This is a genomic window from Pseudarthrobacter sp. CCNWLW217 (assembly GCF_037203985.1).
Taxonomy (GTDB): domain Bacteria; phylum Actinomycetota; class Actinomycetes; order Actinomycetales; family Micrococcaceae; genus Arthrobacter.
This window is the reverse complement of the sequence record NZ_JBBCBT010000006.1, coordinates 77,431-100,076: the sequence shown is the minus strand read 5'-3', so window position 1 is coordinate 100,076 and position 22,646 is coordinate 77,431. Positions and strand designations below refer to the sequence as shown.

Sequence of the window (22,646 nt, the reverse complement as noted above, 5' to 3'; positions counted from 1 at the left end):
CCAAACACGGATCAGGGTTCCCCGGACCCGATTCGGGCCCGAACCGGGGGTATCTCAGGGACGGCTCAGGGTGTTCCCCAGTAGAGCGGGGCGGCGCCGGACGGCAGGATCGAAGTATGAACTCGCAGACCCCCACCCCAGATGACGAACACCCTACCGAGCCACTCCCGCCCCGCGGAACCGAACACCCTACCGAGCCACTGATGCCTGGGACGGAAAGCACGCAGGATTCGCAGCCCTCCCCGTCACAGGACGCGCCGGAGCAACCACCTTACGGCGAGCAGTCCGGACCCTACGCAGGACCGTACGCCGGCCCCTACCAAGGCCAGCCGTCTGGCCAGTACACCGGCGTCAAACCACCTGCCCAGTCCACCGATTTCTTCCCCTGGATCCGGAGCCACGGCATCCAGCGCGGACGGGACCGCTGGATCGGCGGTGTCTCCAGCGGTATCGCCTACCGGATGGGCATCGACCCCCTGATTGTGCGAGGCATCTTCATCGTCCTCACGCTTTTCGCCGGAATCGGCGTCCTTCTCTACGGCCTCGCGTGGGCGTTCCTCCCCGAACCTGACGGCCGGATCCACGTCCAGGAAGCCGGTGCCGGCCGGTGGTCCACCGGCATGACCGGTGCCTTGATCACCACCGTTGTGGGCCTCACCGGGCTCGGCGGCGGCTTCTGGGGCTGGAGCCGCAACGGCTTCGGCGGATTCGTCTGGACGGTCTTCTGGGTAGGTGGCGCCATCTACCTCATTTACTACCTGACCCAACGCAACAAGGTCCGGAATGGAGCTCCCATGAACGCCACACCGCAGCCGGCCGGCGCCGAAGGGAATGCCGCCTTCGCGGCCGCATACCCCAGCGCCCCGTACACCTCGCCATACTCGACGACGGATACCGGTTCCGGTTCCGCCGGGACCCCTCCCTATACGCCGACACCACCTTCCGGCCCCACCCCGCCCTACGGCAGCGGCGGATTCCCCGGTGGAGGCAACTACGGTGGCGGCAATTATGGCGGCGGTTACCAGCAGCCCCAGGGACCGGCGCACCCGGCAAAGGTCCGTCCCGGCGGCCCAGGTGCACCTGCTGTGGCAATCACCGCCGGAACAGCATTGCTGGTCGGCGGCGGGCTCAAGGCCCTGGACGCCGGCAACGTGATCAACCTCGGCGACTCCGCGAACGCCATCGTCTGGGCCAGCGCCGCAGCGGTCCTCGGCCTGGGCATCCTCCTCGCCGGCCTGCGCGGGAGGACCTCAGGGATCCTCGGCTTCTTTGCCGTGGTTGCGCTGATCATCGGCGGCATCTTCAACGTGGTGGGCAACGGCGACAGGGTCCGCTTCACCCAGGTTGACTGGACACCCACCAGCATTGAACAGGCCAGGGACGGACTCGACGTCACCGCCGGCCGCGGGACTGTTGACCTCACTGACCTGGGCGTGGCTGCCCCACTGACATCCGACGTCGTTGTTCCCCTGGACATCACCGCCAGCAACGTCACTGTGGTTATCCCCGATGACGTCCCCGTGGATGTCAAGGCCGACATGACTATGGGCAACATCCACGACGGCGCCAACGACCGCAGCGGCATCACCACCCGTGAGAGCAGCTACAACACCGACTTGCCCGGCGCCCGCCTGGTGGTCGAGATTGACGGCACCTTCAGCAACGTCACCATCCAGGAAGGAAACTGACATGAGCAACGTTGATCCGGCACCGGATTCATACACCAAGGAAACGCCGACGGCGGAGTCCGCCCGGACAGAACCCGCTGCTCCCGCAACTACCAGGGTGGGAACCGTGGTCTGGGGCCTCGTGGTCCTGGCACTGGCCGTCCTGATCATCATCGCCCAACTGGGAGTCGTTACCCTGAACGGAACCTACGTGCTGATCGGCCTCATGATCGGAGCCGGTGCCGCGTTGGTGGTTGGCGGGCTGCTCTCGGCACGGAAACGTGACAACGAGCCCACAACAGGGAAGTCTTGAACCATGGACAAGTTTTTCAGCATCGTCAGGGGCTTCGGCCTGAAACGCGGTCCCGAGCGCTGGCTGGGCGGCGTGTGCGGAGGAATAGCGGCCAAGCTCAACGTGGATGTGGCCTTTGTCCGGATCGCGTTCCTGGTCTTCTGCCTCCTCCCCGGACCCGCCGTGGTCTTCTACGTCGCGGCGTGGCTCATCCTTCCGGACCAGCGGAATTCCATCCCGCTGCAGACCTTCCTGGACCGCCGGTCCATTAACGGATCCTGACCCTTCCAAACGGGCCCCCGTCCGCGAGCACCCACCATGGGAACTCCGCGGACGGGGGCCTTTTCGGTGCCGGCTGTACGTGCGATTCCTGCACACGCGATTCCCTGCCTGTGTCCACCGGCCGGTGGACACAGGATTCAACCGGCCGGACCTGTTGGCAGCTGGCCCCCGACTGCCACGCTGGAAGCATGAACTCTTCAACCGGCCCGGAGCGGCACTCCCCTGATGCCATCACCGTCCGCGGCCTCAACAAGTCGTACAGGTTGCCCAAAGGCGGCATCCTCACTGCAGTGGACCATCTGGACCTCGCCATCCGGACCGGCGAAACGTACGCCCTCCTAGGTCCGAACGGGGCGGGCAAGTCCACCACGATCGAGATGCTTGAAGGACACCGGAAACCGGACGGCGGCGAGGTGAGCGTCCTGGGCACGCGGCCATGGAAGGCCCACCCAGCTTTCCGCGCCCGGATCGGGATCGTCCTCCAGGAAGCTACCGATTCCGGGGAACTTCGGGTCTCTGAGGCACTGCGGTCCCTGGCTGCCTGTTTCCCCGCGCCCCGCAAGGTGGATGAGGTCATCGAAGCAGTGGGCCTCGGGGGCAAAGGCGGCGTCCGGATCTCCACCCTGTCGGGCGGTCAGCGACGACGCCTTGATGTTGCCCTCGGGATTATCGGCAACCCCGAAGTCCTGTTCCTGGATGAACCCACCACAGGATTCGATCCCGAGGCCCGGAGGCAGTTTTGGGATCTTATCCGCCGGCTGAGCAAGGGTGGCACCACCATTGTGCTCACCACCCATTACCTTGACGAGGCCGAGCAATTGGCGGACCGGATCGGCGTGATAAACCACGGCCGGATGATCGCCGAAGGCAGCCCGGCGGACATCGGAGGCCCCGGCCTCCGCGTGCCGCGGGTCCGTTGGCGGGATGCCTCGGGCCTGCGTGAAGTGGTGACCCAGCACCCCGCGGCGCTGGTCCACTCTCTGTCCGACGGCGGCGCAACCGAGCCGGCGGAGCTCGCCGTCGTCCGTCCCAGCCTCGAGGACATCTATCTCCAACTCATCGGCGCCGCCGATGAGGCCGGGCGTCCGGACCACACCGAACCTTCGCCAGACCAGGCGATACCGCCGGACAAGGCAACACACTCCAGGACAGGAGCCCTCCGATGAGCCACGCATTGCCGGCATCCGCCGGCCCAGTAGCCGGCCGCCCGGCCTGGCGTCCCTCAGTCCTGCGCCTGGGGGTTGGCCGGATCCTGCTGGAGATCAAGCTATTTAACCGGGATGTGCTGTCACTGGTCCTCGTGCTGTTTTTCCCGATCCTGATGATGTCCCTTTTTGGCACAGTGTTCGGTGATGAACCGGTCTTCGGGGCGGATCCGAACGGGCAGGGCGGCATCACCCCGGCGCACTATTACCTGCCAGGCATGCTGGCCCTGAGCACCATCCTCAGCGGCTTCCAGAACCTCAGCAGCTATGTGGCAACCGAGCGTTTCAACGGCACAGTGAAGAGGCTTGCAGGGACTCCGTTGCCGGCCGCCTCCTACTTCATCGGAAAGACGGGCCAGACGCTCTACCTGATCGTGGCCCAGACCGCCCTCCTGCTGCTGGCGGCCACAGTCCTGTTTGACGTGCCGCTCCCCCGGGAGGCAGGGCAGTGGGGCCTCGTGGCGCTGCTGATGGTTCTCGCCACGGCCGCCTGGGCCACCGTGGCGATAGCCTTCACGGCCCTGCCCAAGTCCGCCCAGAGCGCCTCGACGCTCGCGGTCCTGCCGGTACTGCTGCTGTCCTTCACCTCCGGGGTGTACTTCCCGTTCTCCCAGCTTCCGGACTGGCTGCAGTCCATCAGCAATTTCTTCCCCCTGCGGTGGACGGCGAGCGCCTTCCGGTCCGTCTTCCTGCCTGCCGGTTTTGAGGCCGTGGAGCCGGGAGCAACCTACAACCTCCCGCTGACGTTCCTCGTGCTGGGTGTCTGGGTGGCGGCCGGTGCGGTCCTGGCAAGGCTGGCGTTCAAGTGGCCGCCACAGAAGTAACCGGAACAGCGGCGGGAGCGATCTTGGTTGCCCGCCGTCGCGCCGATAGGGTGCACCCATGAGCTATATCAGCGGACGGACCGAGCGGCTGCTGCCCGCCCGCTCGGTATGGACCACTTCCATGCTCTGGTGGCACGCGGGTTTCTACGCCGCTCTGGCCAGCGTGTCCTACTTCGCGCTCTTTGGCGATGGGCGGGATTCAGCGACGCCGCTGGTGATTGGATCGCTGTTGCTGCTGGGCATTGCCTATCCGTTCCTCACCCGCACCAGGGATCTCCGGACGGCACGCCCCACCATTTATGTGGCGCTCCTCGTGACGGTGGTTGTGCTCCTCTCGTTCGTGTACGACGGCGCAGGCGTCCTGCTGTTTGTGGCTTTCCCCCAGGTCTGGATGTTTACAGGCACGCAGCGCCAGGGCGTGGCTGCCACTGCCCTGCTCTGCGTGGGCGTGGCCGTTGGGCAAGTCAGCCGCTGGGGGCTGAGCGGCACGGAGGTCTACGGCATTACGGCCCAGCTGGTGACGTCGTTCGTGGCCAGCTGCATGATTGGACTCTGGATCTCCAAAGTCATCGAACAGAGCGAACAGCGGGCCGAACTGCTGGCCGAACTTGACGCAACACGCCATGAGCTCGACGTTGCCGAGCAGGCACGCGGGGCACTGGCTGAGCGGGAACGGATGGCACGGGAAATCCACGACACCCTGGCACAGGGCTTTACCTCCATCGCCATGCTGTCCGAAGCCGCACAGGCCCAGCTCAGGACACAACCGCAGGATCCAACGGGACTGCTCCGGAGCCTCTCGGCCATCTCCCAGACCGCCCGGGAAAGCCTGGCCGAGGCCCGTGCCCTGGTGGCTTCGGGCGTCCCGTCCGACGTCCAGGGCGGCGACCTGCTGGCCGCACTGCGGCGCCTTCCGGACACCCTGCACCTGGACAGCATGCGGCTCAACGTGGCCCTGCCGGACCGCCTGCCGCCGCTCCCGTCCACGCAGCAGGTTGCCCTCCTTCGGACGGCCCAGGAAGCACTAAACAATGTCCGGAGGCATTCCGGAGCGACAACCGCGGAGCTGGTCGTGGACGTCCCGGCAGGAGATCCACCTTTGCTGCGGCTGACCGTGACGGACAACGGGCACGGATTTGACCCCTCGGCTGACCACGAAGGGTTCGGCCTGAGGTCCATGGCGGCCCGGCTGGCCGAAATCGGCGGCCGGCTGCAGGTGACTTCATCGTCCGGCGGCACCCGGCTGGTGGCAGTCGTCCCGACGGCGGGGCCAGCCGCCCTGGCAAGTGGACCCCGGCGTGATGACGCGGCGGCACAGGCGCCCAGCGACGCGGACCTGCGTCCACGGTCGCACACACCGGGAGCCGGGGCATGAACGCCGCCGGAACGGTCACGGTAGTCCTGGCCGACGACCACCCCGTGGTGCGGAGCGGCCTTGCCGCCCTTCTTGACACCGCTGCCGGCATTGACGTGGTGGCTGACGCCGCCAACGGGCAGGAGGCGGTGGACGCCGTCAGCCGCCTGCGGCCGGACGTTGTGCTGATGGACCTGCGGATGCCCGTCCTGGACGGCGCCGGCGCCACGGAACAGATCCGGGACCGATTCCCCGGCACCAAGGTGCTGGTCCTCACAACGTACGACGACGACTCCGACATCATGCGCGCAGTGGAGTCGGGCGCGGTGGGCTACCTGCTCAAGGACACGCCCGGGGACCGGATCATCGAGGCCGTCCGCGCCGCGGCGCGTGGTGAGACCGTCCTGGCGCCGCCGGTTGCGGCCAGGCTGGTCTCCCGGATGCGGTCCCCGGAACTGCCCCGGCTGACCGCCAGGGAGGTGGAGGTCCTCCGTTGCGTAGCCCAGGGGCTGAGCAACCCCGAGGTGGCCGCGCGGCTGCACATCGCCGAAGCGACGGTTAAGACCCACCTCCTGAGGGTCTTCAACAAACTGGACGTGGACGACAGGACCCGGGCTGTGGTCCTCGCCATGGAGCGGGGCCTTTTGTAACCAGTTTGTGTCGTACCCCACACCGCCCACTAGAATCTAGGGTGAGCTCAGCGTGGCGCTCTGCCTGTAAACCTTCACACCAGGATTTGAGCCGAGACATGAAAATTGGAATTCTTACCAGCGGTGGCGACTGCCCCGGATTGAACGCCGTTATCCGCGGAGCCGTCCTGAAGGGCATCGCCATCCACGGCCACGAATTCGTGGGATTCCTGGACGGCTGGCGCGGCGTCGTTGAAGGCGACATCATCGATATCCCCCGCACCATGGTCCGCGGCATCGCCAAGCAGGGCGGCACCATCCTGGGTACTTCCCGCACCAACCCGTTCGAGAACGGCGGAGGCCCGGAAGTCATCAAGGCCCACATGGACCGGATGGGCATCGATGCAATCATCGCCATCGGCGGTGAGGGAACGCTCGCTGCCGCCAAGCGCCTCACTGACGCCGGACTGAAGATCGTGGGTGTCCCCAAGACTGTCGACAACGACCTCGACGCCACCGACTACACCTTCGGATTTGATACCGCCGTCCAGATCGCCACCGAAGCCATCGACAGGCTGCGCACCACCGGCGAATCGCACCACCGCTGCATGATCGCCGAAGTGATGGGCCGCCACGTAGGGTGGATCGCCCTTCACGCCGGCATGGCAGCCGGTGCGCATGCCATCCTGATCCCGGAGCAGAAGGTCAGTATCGAACAGATCACCGAATGGGTGCAGGAGGCCCACGACCGTGGCCGTGCGCCCCTCGTGGTGGTGGCAGAGGGCTTCGTGCCGGACCACATGGAATCGCCCCACTCCGAACGCGGCCTTGATACCTTCGGACGGCCCCGGCTGGGCGGCATCGCGGACCAACTGGCGCCCGAGCTTGAGGCGCGCACCGGCATCGAGACCCGCGCCACGATCCTCGGCCACATCCAGCGCGGCGGTGTGCCGTCCGCCTTCGACCGCGTCCTGGCCACCCGGCTGGGCATGGCGGCCATCGACTCCGTGGTGGAAGGCTACTGGGGCACCATGGTGGCACTCAAGGGCACCGACATCCAGCACGTCGGCTTCGCCGAAGCGCTGGGCCAGTTGAAGACCGTACCGCAGAACCGCTACGACGAGGCCGCTGTCCTGTTCGGCTGAGCCAAGCGGCACGGACCAGCGCGGACGTACAGTTACCGCCCCCTTTCGACGCGGGGCCGTGACCGTACGTCCGCGCTTCACTGTGCTGGGTAGGCTGGGCACATGACTCTTGACCCCGGATCCGCTGCCATCATCCAGCTCGCGTGGGCCAGGCGCCTAGGGCTCGACGACGACGCGTTCACTGCGTCCCTTGCCTCCGGCGAGCGGATCGTCAGGGCCGACGACTCGGTCCGGACAGTGGAGTTCGTCCGGCTTTTCGGCAGCTCGGCGCTGGTGGGCCCGCAGTGGGTCATTGACGCAGCCGCCGGCATCCCGGACGAGGAAATGGCCCAGCATGTCACGCTGCTGACCCTGACCCGCTCCCATGGAGGCCACGGCCTCGGGGCCGCAGCCCTATTTTTCGCCGACGACCTGCCCCTGAAGCAACCTTCCGAAGATTTGACAGTGTCCCACGGCAACCCGGAGGCGATCGAGCTCGAGGGGCTGTGCCCGCCGGACGATGTCAACGAAGTGGGGCTCTCGGACCTGGAAAACCGGTACACGATCGTCCATGAGGTGGACGGCCGGCGGGTCCCGGTGGCGTGCGGCGCCTACTCGGAGTGGGAGGGCCTGCTGGGCCACCTCGGAGTGCTGGTGGATCCGGAATGGCGGCGCCGGGGGCTCGGGTCGCTGGCTGCCTCCATTGCAGCGCACGAGGCGCTCGCGGCAGGACTCACCGTCCAATGGCGTGCCGAAGTCAGCAACACCGGCTGCGTGGCCCTGGCCCGAAAGCTCGGGCTGTCCACCGGCGGAATCCAGACCAGCGTGCACCTGGGCTGATCCCGGCGCTGCCCGGCAAAGGGCTATGGCCGGCTTGCGCCCTCCGCCGCAGCGCCTGGCGTGTCCGCGGCAGCAGCCTGCGGCGTGCTCCAGCCGTGCACAGCCTTGGGTTTGGCGAAGAACAGGGCCACGGCCGCCCCGACGAGGATCACGGCTGCCGGCAGCAGGATGGACTGGCCCATCGCCGTCGAGAATCCCTCATGGAGGGATTCCGGGAGCCGGCCTGAGAATTCCATGTTGTCCGTCCCGGGTCCCCCGGCAGGAAGTTCCGCCGCGAGGCGCGCCTGGATCAGCACAGCGATGGCCGCGCTGCCCAGCACGGCCCCGATCTGGCGCGTGGTGTTGTAGACGCCCGAGCCCGCACCGGCCTGCCGCGGCGGAAGGTTCCGCGTCGCCGTCGAACTCAAGGGAGCCCAGATGCCGGCGTTGGCGAAACCCAGCACGGCACTGGGCAGGAGGAACAGCAGGACGGGCGTGTCCGGGTGCATCAGGACCGAGTTCCACGCCAAGGCAACGGCCATCAGGACCAAGCCGCCGGACGTGATGTATTTGGGATTGACGCGGTCGATGATCCGGCCAACCACCGGGGCGAGTCCGCCGGAAATCAGCGCCATGGGCACCATCATCAGGGCTGACTGGGTGGGCGTCATGCCCCGGACCATCTGGTAATAGAAGATCAGCGGCAAGCCGAAGGCGGTCACCGTGAACCCCACCGTGGTGATCCCGATGTTCGCCAACGAAAAGTTGCGGTCACGGAACAGGTCCAGCGGCAGGAGCGGCTCACCCTTGTTGTAGCGCTGCCAGGCGATGAAGCCGGCAAGCACCACCAGGCCGGAGATGATCAGGCCCCAGACGCTCACGGGTCCGGCGATGGTACCCCAGTTATAGGTCTCGCCCTCCTGGATGCCGAAGACAAGCAGGAAAAGTCCGACGGCGCTGAGCAGCACGCCGGGAATGTCGAACCGGTGCGGATGGGTACTGAGGGACGGGACGAAGCGCCAGGCGAGGATGAAGCCCACGATCCCGACCGGGACGTTGATGAAGAAGATCCACTCCCAGCCGAGGCTGTCCACGAGGACACCCCCGAGGATGGGGCCTACCAACGTGGCCATGCCGGCGGTGGCTCCCCAGAGCCCCATGGCTGCACCGCGGCGGTCAGGCGGGAAGATCCGGGTGATGACGGCCATGGTCTGCGGCGTCATCATGGCAGCGCCCAGGCCTTGCAGGACGCGGGCAGTAATGAGGGACTGGACATCGCCGGACAGTCCGCACCACAGGGATGCCATCGTGAAGACCACCAGGCCCAGGAGGTACAGCTTCTTGGGGCCGAACCGGTCACCCAGCCTGCCCGTGATCAGCAACGGCACGGCGTAGGCGAGAAGGTAGGCGCTGGTCACCCAGATGACGGCGTTGATGTCCGTTCCCAGCCCCTCCATGATGCTGGGGTTGGCCACCGAGACGATGGTGGTGTCGATCAGGATCATAAAGAACCCGATCACCAGCGACCACAGGGCTGGCCAGGGCCGTGCTACGTTTTCCAAGCGTCAGTTGCCCAGCAGGTCAAGGATCTCCGTGCGGGCGAACATCTGCGCTGCCGCCCGGGCCGACGGCGTGCCGGCGTCGGGATCGGCTCCTGCCTCCAGCAGGACCCGGGCGACGTCCGCGTAACCCTTGAACGCCGCACCGGCCAGCGGCGTCTGGCCGCGGTCATTGGCGGTGTCCGCCTCGGCCCCGTGCTCCAGGATCAGCTGTACTGTGTCCGCATGGCCGTGGTAAGCGGCAAGCATAAGCAGGGAATCCCCGGCGGCGTTGGTCATGGTGGCAGGCGCGCCCGCGCTCAGGTAGCCGCGCAGGAGCCCGGTGTCGCCCTCCCTGGCTGCCTGGAACAGCTTGTGCGCGAGCTCCAGCGTTTCGTCGTCAGGTGCGGCCGGGCCGGGTGCAGTGTTTTCTGTCATGAGCGGGTCCCCCTCAGGAATCCTGTCGGGCGCCCCACTACCTGGCCGGCGTCGGGGGCGACAATCACTTCCTGGGCGGCGGTGTACGGTTCCTCGCCGTCCATTACCGTCAGTATTTCATCGGGGGCAACGGACCGCTTAATGACGGCCAGTGCCACCGGGCCCATTTCATAGTGCTGGGCCACGGAGGTTACCGCGCCTACCTGCCGCTCGCCCAGCAGGACCTGGCTGCCGGGAGCGGGCATGGTGTGCTGCGACCCGTCCAGCTGGAGGAAGACCAGGCGGCGCGGCGGGTGGCCCAGGTTGTGCACGCGGGCGATGGTCTCCTGGCCCTTGTAGCAGCCCTTGGCCAGGTGCACCGCGGTGCGGAGGAGGTCCAGTTCGTGCGGAATGGTCTTGTCATCGGTTTCTGCGCCCAGCCGGGGACGCCAGGCCGCAATGCGGAGGGCTTCTGCTGCCAACACGCCCGCGAGCGGCCGGTCCCCCACCGTCTGCTCCAGCTCAGCGGCTGGCACAAGGTACTCGAACCAAGGGCGTTCCAGGCCGGGGTGCCTGTCTTCGGGAACCACCGCGTAGGAGTAACCGCCGACGCCTACCTGGGGCCAGGGATCCCGCCAGGCCTGCAGGCCTGACCATTCCTGCACTTCCTGCGTGGAGCCGAGTACTGCCCAGTCTGAAGAGACGTCGTTAATTTCTACGCGCAGCATGAACTTCATCCTGTTCAGCCATTCCGCCAGCGGCCCGGCCTCGGCGGCCTCAACGATCAGCCAGGTGGTCCCGCCGTCGTCCACCACCCGGGCGTCAAACTCAATCCGGCCCTGGACGCTCAGCAGGAGCAGTTCGCTTGAGTCCCCGGGCTGCAGGCCCGTGACCTGCTGCGAGGACAGGGTGTTCAGCCAGGACAGCCGGTCCGGGCCACTGACAGTCACCACGCCGCGGTGGGAGAGGTCGACGACGGCGGTGCCGGCTGCGAGGGCGCGCTGCTCGCGCAGGGGCTCACCGTAGTGGGCTGCGACGCCGGCGTCCGCGCCGGCGCCCTCGACGGCACCAGGGCGCGACAGCAGTGGGCTGGGAGTAGTCATACTGGGGCAACGTCCTTTGGTCAGTGAGTATTCCGGTGACGCTAGCGGTATTCCGGGTTTTCGAAATCGAAACGCGTTCCGGCTTTCCATTCTTCAGGAAGGTTGCCGTAGGCGGGAATTCCGCCGGCGTCCTTGAGCATCCGGGCGAAATGTAACAGGTTCCAGGTCATGAATGTTGTGTTCCGGTTGGTGAAGTCGGATTCGGGGCCGCCGGAGCCTTCGTCCAAGTAGCTCGGACCCGGGCCCACCGGACCGATCCAGCCGGCATCCGCCTGTGGCGGGATGGTGAAGCCGATGTGCTGCAGGCTGTAGAGGACGTTCATGGAGCAGTGCTTGATGCCGTCTTCGTTGCCGGTGATGAGGCAGCCACCGACTTTGGGATAGAAGGCCCACTGCCCCTTGCTGTTCAGTTGCCCCGAGTGGGCGTAGAGCCGTTCGATGAGTTTCTTCGTTTGCGAGGAGTTATCGCCCAGCCAGATGGGGCCCGCCACCACCACGATGTCGGCTTCCTGCACCGCAGGGTACAGCTCGGGCCACTCATCAGTGGGCCACCCGTACTCTGTCATGTCCGGGTACACGCCGCTCGCGATGTCATGGTCCACGGTCCGGATGATCCGGGTGCTGACACCCTGCTTTTCCATGATGAGGCGGCTGACGTTGATCAGGCCCTCGGTGTTGGATGTCTGCGGGGATCTTTTCAGCGTGCCATTAAAGAACAGTGCCTTCAGATCGCTGTAATCCGTGGCGTTCTGCTGTGCAGCCATAGTGCTCCCTGTGATTCACTCGCGGGTGAAGCCTAGGAAGCCAAGTGTACTGAGGGCCACGACCCCGCGGGCGTCATGAATAAGTCTCAGGAAACCTTTTTCAGGAAGGCGGAGGCATGCGCCTCAAGCCCCTTGCCCGGCTGCGATGTTCCACCGGTTGCGACGTCCCAGCGCCAGAGGAGGTTCCCGTCCACCAAGCCGAAAATCCGCGTGGCGGCACTGTAGTCCTTGGAGTGGCTGCCGCGCATCACCATGTCGGTAGTGAGCTGGATCTGGGGTCCCTTGATCTGTCCGTAATAGAGTTCGGAGATGCCACCGGGGTGGGCGATCGAGACAGAGATATCGAACCCGCCATCCTTGTTGCGCAGGGCTTCGACCTCGTCGGCGCTCTTGAGGGCCGGAACGATGTCCGCCGGGATCAGGCCCGGGCCGCCGTCGGCGTCGAGTTGCTTGCGCTCCAGTGCCCAAAAGCCTGTCTCAACGGTCAGGGGCCGCAGGCGCGTGCCGTCCTCGGCCGTTAACCAACTCTCCGCCCGGTACTGCAGGTACGGCAGACCGTTGTGCGTGAAGGACACGTGCTGGAAGAAGTGTTCCGAGTCCTCGTCGCCGCTGCCGAGCCGGCCGCTGCCTTCCCACTCACCAATGAGCCAGGAAAGGGGGACGAGTTCGGGGGTCAGATCTGTGGGAATCTCAATCGGCACAGCAATTACCTCGGGAAACGGCTAGCTTGTTGAACGGTCTACTTCTGGCCTTTGAAGAGGCGGTAGACGACGAATCCCGCAAACCAGGCCATGGCGAGGCTGGCGATACCGAGCAGGACGAGGAAGAAGATTTCAAATGCAAGTACGGACATGATGCCATCCTAACGCCTAGTAGATGAGTAGTTTGTCTATGAAGTACGCCAACGAACCCACGGCTGAGACGGGTGCAAGACCCATACTAAGAGCCGCCGGAATGTTAAGTGGAGCGCCCCGGAGTGTGACGAGCCGACGGAAACTGACCAGCACCGCACCCACTACCACCCCGAATACCGCGGCCGGCAGAACGGCGATGTCGGAAAAAACCAGGCCGGCAAGTGGCCCGGCCAGCCCAGCCATCACAATGCCGAGCGGGGCCACAATGCTGTCGGGCCAGCGGATAAGGCCAGCCAACAGGGCAACGGCGGCGCTGATGGCTGCGACCAGCATCATTTCCCGGACACCGTTGAAACGGGCCCCGGCAATCCAGCCCGCACCAAGGCAGGACAGCAGCACGCCGGCGCAGCAGCCCAAGGTGGATTCGAGCCGCTGGGCCTGGCCTGTGCCGCGGATGAGCTGCACCACAAACACGGCCATCATGCCCAGCGCCATGAACGCAGGTGTCCAGTCCAGGAAACCTGGGGCAGGGGCATAAGCTGCCGCGAGCGCCGATCCAACACCAGGCAGCGCAATGACAGCGGCCAGGGTCTTTTTCGCCGGAATACGGAGGAAGTGGGGCCAGCCGACGCCGACAGCGAGCGCCGCAACCACCGCGACAGCGAGCAATGCGTCCGGAGACGTGTACACCCCGGCAATAATGGCGGCCAGCCCGGCCATGCCAAAGGCGCCGATTGTCCACGAGGGCAGCGAACGGACCGGGGCTTGCAGATCCGCGCTCATGCGGGACCTGGCTCTGACGTGCGCGGCTTCAACTCTGCACCCAATTCGCGGCATTCCCATTCTGGCTGGCGACCGGGAGGCGGTTCAGCCCCCGGCAGGGCACAGTGCCCCTGTGTTCAATCCTGCCCTATGTGACCGCGATGTGTCGCAAAACGGACACGGAGGATGGCCCGATCAGTGTCTGTTAAGGGGCGGTTGGGTATACTCAAAGCTCAGCTACGCTTCCTGCTTCGGTTGCCGGCCGGATTTTCGATCGACGGCCCAGACCGCAGCAGTGAGACAGTACCGGCCGGTGAAAACCCGGTTCAGTCGCCCAAAGATGCGCGGACGGCCCTTGGAGGAATAATGTCGCACATCCTGTTATTGACGAACAGCACCGGCTCATCGGTGGACATCCTGCCTGCCCTTGAACTGCTGAACCACCGCGTGCACATTTTGGCCGCCGAACCCACCGCGCTGCTGGAGACTGATCCATGCGACATTGTGCTGCTGGATGCCCGTAAGGACCTGGTAGGTGCCCGTTCGCTGACCCAGCTCCTGAAAGCCACCGGCTTGAGCGCCCCGCTGGTCCTGATCCTGACCGAGGGCGGCATGGCTGCGGTTTCCTCTGCCTGGGCCGTGGACGACATCGTGCTGGACTCCGCCGGGCCCGCCGAGGTGGAGGCCCGCATCAGGCTGTCCGTGGCACGGGCCGTTCCGGACACCGACGACGCCCCCACCGAAATCCGGGCCGCCGGCGTGGTCATCGACGAAGCGAGCTACACGGCCCGCGTCAATGGCGCTCCCCTGAACCTGACTTTCAAGGAATTCGAACTCCTGAAGTACCTTGCACAGCATCCGGGACGCGTGTTCACCCGCCAACAGCTGCTGACCGAGGTCTGGGGTTACGACTACTACGGCGGCACGCGGACCGTCGACGTCCACGTCCGGCGCCTCCGGGCCAAGCTTGGCGCAGACCACGAGAACCTGATCAGCACCGTAAGGAACGTGGGTTACCGGCTTACTCTTGTAAGGCAGCAGGAAGACGAACTCACGGAAGCCTGAACCTGACCCAGTTCCATAACAGAACAGCCCCGGACTACTGTCCAGGGCTGTTCTGTTTTATGAGTCTTCGTTGTGGAGGACATACGGGTCGAACGTATCGAGGCCACCCCACTGGTGGATCCCCCTCGGATCCGGCGTTGTGCTGCTCCCCCGGATCGGATACCGACTATACGGTCAAGCCACGCACCTATCAAATCGGCAGAGCTACGGCCGGGGCGTATAGCCTAGCTTCATGACCCCAGCACATCCGGAGAAATGGCCCGTCCTCGTCGTCAGAGGCAGTGTGGATGACCAGTTACTGAAGGACTTCAGTGGCCTCCTGGCTGCGGCCGAGGAATCCGACGGCAATCCTTCGCTGTCCGAACAGACGGTGGTCACACTCCGCGCCGGCGATTCCGCTGAGCACTCCTTGCTGAGCCTGGCCCTGTACGCTCCGGACGAGGACTCGGATCCCGCAACGGGGCAGGACCTGGCCGGCTTCGCCGTGGTGGTGGAAGAGTCCGACGGCGGCGGGGTGCTGGAGATCGCAGTTCACCCGAGTTACCGCAACCAAGGCGTCGCCGATCGCCTCGTGGGTGCGCTGAAAACAACACGCGGCTTGGACGGCCTGAAGGCCTGGTCCCATGGCAATCACGAGGCAGCGGCGGATCTTGCCGCCCGCTACGGCTTCGGCCCGGTCCGGGAACTGTGGAAGATGCGGCTCGCGACTGCCTCCTCTGATCTTCCCGACGCCGGCCTTCCGGACGGGGTTTCACTGCGTGCTTTTGTGCCGGGTCAGGACGAGGACGCCTGGCTGGCAGCGAACCGTGAGGCATTCGCCCACCACCCTGAGCAGGGCGGAATGACCCGCGCCGACCTGGACGCCAGGATGGCCGAGGACTGGTTTGATCCGGCGGGGTTCCTCCTGGCCGTGGACGGGTCAGGCCGGCTGCTGGGCTACCACTGGACCAAGGTCCACCCCCGCCACGGTGACCACCCGGCGATCGGTGAGGTCTACGTCGTCGGCGTCTCCCCTGCCGCGCAGGGAATGGGACTGGGCAAAGCACTGACGGTGGCAGGCATCCGCCATCTCCAGGTGTTGGGCCTGAACGCCGTCATGCTTTATGTCGACGCCGACAACGCCCCGGCCGTGCGCCTGTACCAAAATCTCGGGTTCACACGGTGGGATATGGACGTGATGTACGCCCCGGTCAAGGCGGGTTAGTCCAATCGACTGACGCACGACTTCCAGCGCCCGAAATCTAGGGGTCCGCGCCGCTGAATGCTTGTAAGGTTGAAACAGAACCGCGCCGGCCGTGAGAGCCAGCATCCAGCGCCAGGTAAGAGGAGACCCCATGAAGCCGGAACCCGCCGGAACAGTCACGTCCGAAGGCGCCGCCGTGCCGGTCCGGGCACGTTTTGGTTCATCCGAAGTTCCGGCATCGCGTGCCACGCAGGACCGGATCGACATCCCGGAGTTCGCCCCCAACCTCGAGCCTGAGGGCGATATCCGGCCCGACCGGTTCCTTGACCGCGAGCTGAGCTGGCTTGCCTTCAACTCCCGGGTGCTGGAACTGGCTGAGGATCCCACGCTCCACCTGCTGGAGCGGGTCAGCTTCCTGTCCATCTTCGCTTCCAACCTGGACGAGTTCTTTATGGTCCGCGTGGCCGGACTGAAACGGCGCATCGCCACAGGACTGGCTGTGCCCTCCCCCGCCGGCCTCAGCCCGGTGGAAGTCCTGGAGAAGATCGGTGAGGAAGCCCACCGGCTGCAGCAGCGCCATGCCCAGGTCTTCGCCGAGCAGATCCGTCCGGCCCTGGCCTACGAGCACATCCACGTGATGCACTGGGATGAACTGGACGACGCCGCAAAGCAGCAACTCAGCGCCATGTTCGCCGAGAAAGTCTTCCCCATCCTGACGCCGCTGGCCGTGGACCCCGCCCACCCGTTCCCCTACATCTCCGGGCTGTCGTTGAACCTGGCCGTAGTGGTGCGAAACCCCGTCAGCGACAAGGAACTCTTCGCCCGCGTCAAGGTCCCTGATCAGCTTCCGCGGCTGATCTCCATCGACGGACCGCGTGCCGGCGCCGTCGCTGGACGTGTTGCCCGGTTCATTGCCCTCGAAGAAGTCATCGCGGTGCACCTGGACAAGCTCTTCGCTGGGATGGAAGTCCTGGAACACCACATCTTCCGGGTCACCCGCAACGAAGACGTGGAAGTGGAAGAGGATGACGCCGAAAACCTCCTTCAGGCGCTGGAGAAGGAACTGCTGCGCCGCAGGTTCGGCCCGCCCGTCCGCCTCGAAGTCACGCACGACATTAACCCCAACATCCGTGCCCTGCTGATCCGCGAGCTCGGTGTGGAAGAGTCCGAGGTCTACTCAGTCCCCGCGCCGCTGGACCTCCGCGGACTGTCCGTCATCGCCGGCATAGACCGGGCGGACCTGCACTACCCCAAGCATGTGCCGCACACGTCCCGGTACCTCAACGAGTCCGAGACATCCAAGGCGGCCAACGTTTTCGCTGCCATGCGCCGCCGCGACATCCTGCTCCACCACCCCTACGACTCCTTCTCCACTTCGGTCCAGGCCTTCCTGGAACAGGCGGCCGCGGATCCCAAGGTCCAGGCCATCAAGCAAACCCTGTACCGGACCTCGGGTGACTCGCCCATTGTTGATGCCCTGATCGATGCTGCCGAGGCTGGCAAGCAGGTCCTGGCCCTGGTGGAGATCAAGGCCCGGTTCGATGAGCAGGCAAATATCTCGTGGGCACGGAAGCTGGAGCAGGCCGGCGTCCACGTGGTCTACGGAATCGTGGGCCTCAAAACGCACTGCAAACTGTCACTGGTTGTCCGGCAGGAAGTGGACGGCCTCCGCCGCTACTGCCACATCGGCACCGGCAACTACCACCCGCGGACCGCGCGCTACTACGAGGACCTGGGCCTGCTGACAGCGAATGACCAGGTGGGCGAGGATCTTTCCAAGCTGTTCAACCAGCTTTCCGGCTACGCGCCCAAGTCAACGTTCAAGCGCCTGCTCGTGGCTCCCAGGTCGGTCCGGTCCGGACTCATTGACCGCATCGAAACCGAGATCCGCAACGCCCGCGCCGGACTGTCGGCCCGCGTCCAGATCAAGGTCAACTCCATGGTGGATGAGGCGATCATCGATTCCCTGTACCGCGCTTCTCAGGCAGGGGTGAACGTCGATGTCATTGTCCGCGGCATCTGCTCGCTCCGTCCCGGCGTTCCGGGCCTGAGTGAGAACATCACAGTGCGCTCCGTGCTGGGCCGGTTCCTGGAGCACTCCCGTGTATTCGCGTTCGCGAACGGGGGCGATCCTGTGGTCTACATCGGCTCGGCCGACATGATGCACCGTAACCTGGACCGCAGGGTCGAGGCCCTGGTGCAGCTCGCCAGCCCGGATGACGTCACCTACGTCCTGGACCTGCTGCGCCGGTACATGGACCCGGAGACGGCGAGCTGGCACCTGGACAACCAGGGTGACTGGACCCGGCATCACATCGCCGACGACGGCACCCACCTCGACGACGTCCAGTCCTGGCTGCTTGCATCGAGGCCGCGCCAGCGCTCCTTGAGCCGCCGGTAGGGCAGCGGTGTTGGCAAGCGATACACCGGTAGCAGACCAGACAGACCATCCCGGCGAGCCGGTAGCAGTTACTGCTGCCGGCGCCCTGCCGTGGCGGATCAATAAGGACCGTTTAGAGGTCCTGCTGATCCACCGGCCGCGCTATGACGACTGGTCCTGGCCCAAAGGCAAGATTGACGCCGGCGAGACGATCCCCGAATGTGCCGTCCGCGAGATCCAGGAGGAAATCGGCCTCACCGCCCAGCTGGGCATCCCGCTTCCGCCCATCCACTATCACGTGGCCACGGGCCTGAAAGTGGTCCACTACTGGGCCGTCCAGGTGAACGGGGCAACCCTTCGGCCCGACGGCAAGGAAGTTGACAGTGTTATGTGGTGCGCTCCCGAGAAGGCTGCGGCGCTGCTGTCCAACCCGTCCGACGTCGCTCCGCTTGAGTATCTCCGGGAAGCCCACGAACGCCACGAACTGGCTACCTGGCCACTGATTGTGGTGCGGCATGCCAAAGCCAAGCCGCGTTCATCCTGGTCCAAGGCCGAGGGAGAGCGGCCCTTGGCCGCCACCGGGATCAGGCAGGCGCAGGCCGTGGGGCGCCTGCTGCAGGCCTGGAAGCCGCAACGCGTGGTCAGCAGTCCGTGGCTGCGCTGTGTTGCCACCATCGCGCCGTATGCCAAGGCCGTGGACGCAAAGATCAAGCTGGTGGATGCCCTGACCGAACACCGGCACGCCCGGAACCCGAAGAAAACCGCTGCCGTTGTGTCAACGCTGTTGGACAAACAGCGCGGCGTTGCCGTCTGCACGCACCGGCCTGCACTGCCGACCGTCCTTGACCAGCTGGGAAAAGCGATGCCGGGCCGCCTGCGCGGGCTCCTGCCAACGTCCGATCCCTACCTCGCGCCGGGAGAAATCCTGGTGTTCCACGTTTCACACCACAGCAAGCAGCGGATCGTCGCCGTGGAGCAGTTCAAACCGTTTGACGACTAAAGGCGGGGTGCTGCTCATAACAGCCAGCAATGCCTTCCCGCCGCTGCTGGGACCGCCTGCGTCCTCCGCCACCTGGCAGCCCGGTGCCGTCGTGGGGGCGGCGCTCACCACTGTGGGGGTCGTCATCGCCATTATCCCGGTCAGGGGATTCGCCCGGGTTCCTGCAGCCCCGGCGCAGTCCGTGCCGGAAGGGTCACGGTGAACGCCGGAATCTCCGTGGACCTGCGCTCGGCAACCCCGCCGTATGAGCAGATCCGCTCCCAAATCAGCTCCCTGATCGCCACCGGCGCACTCCCGGTGGGCAGCCGGCTGCCCACGGTCCGGAGCCTTGCCGCGGACCTGGGCATCGCTACGGGGACCGTCGCCAGGGCCTACAAGGAGCTGGAAGCAGCCGGACTCCTAGAGTCCCGACGGCGGAACGGCACCGTTGTGGCGCGCGCGGCACATGGCAGCGCTTCCGGACTGCCAGGCGGCACCGTGCCCGAAGCGGTGACTGCCGCCGTCGACCTCTTGGTCCGTTCGGGCCGGGACGCCCGGCTCAGCGATGAGTTGCTGCTGGACCTGGTCCGCGGAAAGCTGAGGAAGGGCTGACGGCCTCACTGGCTACGGCGTTTTTCGGCCGCGCCGCGATGTCGCCGACGGCCTCGGGCTGCCTCCCCGGTAGACTTTAGCCGTGAGCATCCCAACGCCTTATGAAGACCTCCTGCGCGATGTCATGGCCCATGGCACGCACAAATCCGACCGTACGGGAACGGGCACCACCAGCGTGTTCGGCCGGCAGATCCGCTTCGACCTGGCCACCAGCTTCCCGCTGATCACCACGAAACGCGTCCATTTCAAGTCCGTGGCCGTGGAGCTCCTGTGGTTCCTGCGCGGTGAATCAAACGTGAAGTGGATGCAGGACCAAGGCGTAACTATCTGGAACGAATGGGCCGACGCCGACGGCGAACTCGGACCGGTTTACGGCGTCCAATGGCGCAGCTGGCCCACGCCTGACGGTGGACATATCGACCAGATCGCGGAGCTGGTGGAGAACCTCAAGACGAACCCTGACTCACGCCGGCACATCGTGTCCGCCTGGAACGTCTCGGAACTCAAGGACATGGCCCTGCCGCCGTGCCACGCGTTCTTCCAGTTCTATGTCGCGGACGGCAAGCTCTCATGCCAGCTCTACCAGCGTTCCGCGGATATGTTCCTGGGGGTCCCCTTCAACATTGCCTCCTACGCACTGCTGACCCACATGGTGGCGCAGCAGGCGGGGCTGGGTGTTGGCGAATTTGTCTGGACCGGCGGGGACGTCCACATCTACGAGAACCACATGGACCAGGTCCTCAAGCAACTGGAGCGCGAGCCCTACGAGTACCCGCAGCTGGTCATTACGCGGAAGCCGGCGTCGATTTTTGACTACACGCTGGAGGACTTCGAAGTGGTCGGTTACCAGCACCACCCCACGATCAAGGCTCCGATCGCCGTATGAGCACCGAGAACACCGCAGATCCCCAGGCCTTCACCGAGGAACTCGCCGGCTCCGTCACGGGCGTCGGCCTGGTCTGGGCCCAAACGTCCGGCGGAGTAATCGGCAAGGACGGCGACATGCCGTGGAACCTGCCGGAGGACCTGAAGCACTTCAACCGGCTCACCATGGGACACCCGGTGATCATGGGGCGCAAGACCTGGTTGTCGTTCCCGGATAAGTATCGACCGCTCCCCGGCCGGACCAACATCGTCATTACGCGGCAAAAAGGCTGGGGGGAGTCACCCGAGGCAGAGGGCGCCGTCGTGGTTCCTTCCCTGGATGACGCCCTCCTGGAATCCCAGTTCGTCGACGGCGGCGAGACCGTTTGGATCCTCGGCGGCGGTGAAGTGTTCCGCCAGTCCACCGACCTCGCCAACGTCGCGGTGGTCACCACCATCGATATGGAGGCCGACGGCGACACCTTCGCCCCCGAGCTTGGCGAAACCTGGGAGGCGGCTGCTTCCGTTCCGCCGGACGGCTGGCTCACGGCTGCCAACGGGACTCAATACAGGTTCACCAAATGGGTACGGACGGCGGGCTGAGATGCTGAAGAAACCGGAAACCCTCTTTGTCCTCGGGTATATGCTGCTGCCGCTGCTGGCGCTGCTGTCCGCCATTGTTGGACTGACCATGATCCTGGGCGGCAACAAGATCGCCGGAGCAATCGTGCTGGTGGTGGTGACGCAGGTGTTCGCGTTTGGTGCCTTCTTTGCCTTGCGTGCGCGTAAGGCTGCCGTGCTGGAGGAAAGCGACCGCGGCTGACGCGTTTTGCCGGTGGGCGGATGGGGAGGACAGCCCATCGCGGGCCTTTTGCTCCGCTACTAGAGTTGTGCAGGCAGCCTGACGAATATTTGCTGCAGAGACATTTGGGGGATGATGCCTTGTGGCAGGAAACATGTGGGGCGCCGACGTCGCCGAGCTCCGGACGCTGGCGCAGCAGTTCGGCAAGGCGTCCGACACCCTGCTCCAGCAGTCAACCCTGCTGAGCAACCAGATCAACAACAACCCTTCCTGGAAGGGCCAGGACGCTGCCATGTTCCGTTCCGACTGGAACGGCAGCCACCGTGCGCTGCTCCAGCAAGCGGCTTCCGCGCTCAAGCAGGAGTCCAAGAAACTGCTGGAGAACGCCACCGAGCAGGAGAAGGCGAGCAATGCGGCGCCTGGATCCGGCGGCGGGCCGGGCTCCAGGGGACAAAGCGGAACATCCGGGAACGGCGGAGTTGACTCCGGCGTCGGGCCGTCCCGGGATCCCTATTTTTGGGAGCACGAGGAGGACGACACCTGGTGGGACACCTACGTGGCAAAGCCGTGGGAGGTCTACAAGGTGGTACCGGACACGCTGCGAACGATAAGCCTGCCCCTTCAGGCAGGCACCGAACTTGCCAGCTGGCATAACGCGTTCAACTTCGCCGGCACCACCAACAAGTTCTGGGATACGTTGGACTCGCCACTATTTACCAAGGCAGCCAAGGCCCTGGACAGCGCGGCAGATCTCACCGAAGGCTCGGACAAGGTTTTTTCTGCGCTCAAAAGCGTGAAGACCTTTGGAAACGTCCTTGGCGGCCTCGGCGCAGTCATCGACGCGGGCAGCGCAGTCAACAGCTTCTCCAAGGGTGAGATAGGCGACGGCGTCTGGAGCACGACGAAGGCTGCCTTAGGGGCGGCCGCTCTCTTCCCTGGTCCCCAGCAGCCGTTCCTGATCGCCGCCAACGTAGGGATTGCCGTATGGGAAAACCGGGAAAAAATCGCCGACGGGGCCGAATGGGTGGCCGACAGGGTCAGTGAGGGCGTCACCGCCGTGGCCAAGGATCCGGCCAAGCTTCTTCCCTGGAACTGGTGAAAATTGACTTCGTTAGGAGATATTAAAC

25 protein-coding genes are annotated in these 22,646 nt (G+C 65.3%); 19 read left to right on the top strand and 6 right to left on the bottom strand.

Annotated elements, in window-relative coordinates:
• Positions 1-116 precede the first annotated feature (116 nt).
• The 9 genes from V9L18_RS08995 (at position 117) to V9L18_RS08955 (ending at position 8,217) form a co-directional block, all read left to right on the top strand.
• Positions 117-1,688, top strand: a complete 1,572-nt coding sequence (locus V9L18_RS08995) for a PspC domain-containing protein (RefSeq protein WP_337346854.1) — start codon at positions 117-119, stop codon at positions 1,686-1,688.
• A gap of 1 nt (position 1,689) precedes the next feature.
• Positions 1,690-1,980, top strand: coding sequence for a hypothetical protein (locus V9L18_RS08990; protein ID WP_337346853.1), 291 nt, complete (start codon positions 1,690-1,692; stop codon positions 1,978-1,980).
• Between the two features lie 3 nt (positions 1,981-1,983).
• The gene (locus V9L18_RS08985) at positions 1,984-2,241 is read left to right on the top strand and encodes a PspC domain-containing protein (protein ID WP_337346852.1); all 258 of its coding nucleotides are present in this window, start codon (positions 1,984-1,986) and stop codon (positions 2,239-2,241) included.
• Between the two features lie 188 nt (positions 2,242-2,429).
• Positions 2,430-3,407: an ABC transporter ATP-binding protein gene (locus tag V9L18_RS08980; RefSeq protein WP_337346851.1), complete on the top strand. Its 978-nt coding sequence runs from the start codon at positions 2,430-2,432 to the stop codon at positions 3,405-3,407.
• Complete coding sequence (locus V9L18_RS08975; protein ID WP_337346850.1) at positions 3,404-4,270, top strand: ABC transporter permease; 867 nt, start codon at positions 3,404-3,406, stop codon at positions 4,268-4,270. The genes V9L18_RS08980 and V9L18_RS08975 overlap by 4 nt, the downstream gene beginning before the upstream one ends.
• Positions 4,271-4,328: 58 nt before the next feature.
• On the top strand, positions 4,329-5,645 hold the full coding sequence (locus V9L18_RS08970) for a sensor histidine kinase (protein WP_337346849.1): 1,317 nt from the start codon (positions 4,329-4,331) through the stop codon (positions 5,643-5,645).
• Positions 5,642-6,274, top strand: coding sequence for a response regulator transcription factor (locus V9L18_RS08965; protein ID WP_337346848.1), 633 nt, complete (start codon positions 5,642-5,644; stop codon positions 6,272-6,274). The genes V9L18_RS08970 and V9L18_RS08965 overlap by 4 nt, the downstream gene beginning before the upstream one ends.
• Positions 6,275-6,372: 98 nt before the next feature.
• The gene (locus V9L18_RS08960) at positions 6,373-7,398 is read left to right on the top strand and encodes an ATP-dependent 6-phosphofructokinase (RefSeq protein WP_337346847.1); all 1,026 of its coding nucleotides are present in this window, start codon (positions 6,373-6,375) and stop codon (positions 7,396-7,398) included.
• Between the two features lie 102 nt (positions 7,399-7,500).
• A complete protein-coding gene (locus tag V9L18_RS08955) occupies positions 7,501-8,217 on the top strand; it encodes a GNAT family N-acetyltransferase (protein WP_337346846.1) in 717 nt (238 codons plus the stop codon).
• 23 nt (positions 8,218-8,240) lie between these two features.
• Here V9L18_RS08955 and V9L18_RS08950 read toward each other — a convergent pair whose 3' ends face one another.
• From V9L18_RS08950 to V9L18_RS08925, 6 genes are all read right to left on the bottom strand, one after another.
• Complete coding sequence (locus tag V9L18_RS08950) at positions 8,241-9,758, bottom strand: DHA2 family efflux MFS transporter permease subunit (RefSeq protein ID WP_337346845.1); 1,518 nt, start codon at positions 9,756-9,758, stop codon at positions 8,241-8,243.
• A 3-nt stretch (positions 9,759-9,761) separates the two neighbouring features.
• Positions 9,762-10,172, bottom strand: a complete 411-nt coding sequence (locus tag V9L18_RS08945; RefSeq protein WP_337346844.1) for an ankyrin repeat domain-containing protein — start codon at positions 10,170-10,172, stop codon at positions 9,762-9,764.
• The gene (ygfZ, locus tag V9L18_RS08940) at positions 10,169-11,254 is read right to left on the bottom strand and encodes a CAF17-like 4Fe-4S cluster assembly/insertion protein YgfZ (RefSeq protein WP_337346843.1); all 1,086 of its coding nucleotides are present in this window, start codon (positions 11,252-11,254) and stop codon (positions 10,169-10,171) included. The genes V9L18_RS08945 and ygfZ overlap by 4 nt, the downstream gene beginning before the upstream one ends.
• A 41-nt stretch (positions 11,255-11,295) precedes the next feature.
• Positions 11,296-12,018 (bottom strand): flavodoxin family protein, encoded by a 723-nt coding sequence (locus V9L18_RS08935; protein WP_337346842.1) that lies wholly within the window; start codon positions 12,016-12,018, stop codon positions 11,296-11,298.
• Between the two features lie 86 nt (positions 12,019-12,104).
• Positions 12,105-12,719 carry an FABP family protein gene (locus V9L18_RS08930; RefSeq protein ID WP_337346841.1) on the bottom strand — a complete coding sequence of 205 codons (615 nt, stop codon included), beginning with the start codon at positions 12,717-12,719 and terminating at the stop codon, positions 12,105-12,107.
• A 168-nt stretch (positions 12,720-12,887) separates the two neighbouring features.
• Positions 12,888-13,655, bottom strand: a complete 768-nt coding sequence (locus V9L18_RS08925) for a permease (protein WP_337346840.1) — start codon at positions 13,653-13,655, stop codon at positions 12,888-12,890.
• Between the two features lie 345 nt (positions 13,656-14,000).
• Here V9L18_RS08925 and V9L18_RS08920 point away from each other — a divergent pair, with 345 nt between their 5' ends.
• The 10 genes from V9L18_RS08920 to V9L18_RS08875 all read left to right on the top strand — a co-directional run bounded on the left by V9L18_RS08920 (position 14,001) and on the right by V9L18_RS08875 (position 22,618).
• Positions 14,001-14,699, top strand: coding sequence for a winged helix-turn-helix transcriptional regulator (locus V9L18_RS08920; protein WP_337346839.1), 699 nt, complete (start codon positions 14,001-14,003; stop codon positions 14,697-14,699).
• Between the two features lie 232 nt (positions 14,700-14,931).
• Entirely contained in the window at positions 14,932-15,903 is a 972-nt protein-coding gene (gene mshD / locus V9L18_RS08915) for a mycothiol synthase (RefSeq protein ID WP_337346838.1), read from the top strand.
• Between the two features lie 130 nt (positions 15,904-16,033).
• Positions 16,034-18,283, top strand: coding sequence for an RNA degradosome polyphosphate kinase (locus V9L18_RS08910; RefSeq protein WP_337346837.1), 2,250 nt, complete (start codon positions 16,034-16,036; stop codon positions 18,281-18,283).
• Positions 18,284-18,293: 10 nt separating this feature from the next.
• Positions 18,294-19,262, top strand: a complete 969-nt coding sequence (locus V9L18_RS08905) for an NUDIX hydrolase (protein ID WP_337346836.1) — start codon at positions 18,294-18,296, stop codon at positions 19,260-19,262.
• 7 nt (positions 19,263-19,269) lie between these two features.
• Positions 19,270-19,464, top strand: coding sequence for a hypothetical protein (locus V9L18_RS08900; protein WP_337346835.1), 195 nt, complete (start codon positions 19,270-19,272; stop codon positions 19,462-19,464).
• Positions 19,461-19,853: a GntR family transcriptional regulator gene (locus V9L18_RS08895; RefSeq protein WP_337346834.1), complete on the top strand. Its 393-nt coding sequence runs from the start codon at positions 19,461-19,463 to the stop codon at positions 19,851-19,853. Before V9L18_RS08900 ends, V9L18_RS08895 begins: the two co-directional genes overlap by 4 nt.
• 82 nt (positions 19,854-19,935) lie before the next feature.
• Positions 19,936-20,739 (top strand): thymidylate synthase, encoded by an 804-nt coding sequence (locus V9L18_RS08890; protein WP_337346833.1) that lies wholly within the window; start codon positions 19,936-19,938, stop codon positions 20,737-20,739.
• The gene (locus V9L18_RS08885) at positions 20,736-21,320 is read left to right on the top strand and encodes a dihydrofolate reductase (protein ID WP_337346832.1); all 585 of its coding nucleotides are present in this window, start codon (positions 20,736-20,738) and stop codon (positions 21,318-21,320) included. The genes V9L18_RS08890 and V9L18_RS08885 overlap by 4 nt, the downstream gene beginning before the upstream one ends.
• 1 nt (position 21,321) lies before the next feature.
• Positions 21,322-21,540: an NF038396 family protein gene (locus V9L18_RS08880; protein ID WP_108600216.1), complete on the top strand. Its 219-nt coding sequence runs from the start codon at positions 21,322-21,324 to the stop codon at positions 21,538-21,540.
• A gap of 121 nt (positions 21,541-21,661) precedes the next feature.
• The gene (locus V9L18_RS08875; RefSeq protein ID WP_337346831.1) at positions 21,662-22,618 is read left to right on the top strand and encodes a hypothetical protein; all 957 of its coding nucleotides are present in this window, start codon (positions 21,662-21,664) and stop codon (positions 22,616-22,618) included.
• Positions 22,619-22,646 lie beyond the last annotated feature (28 nt).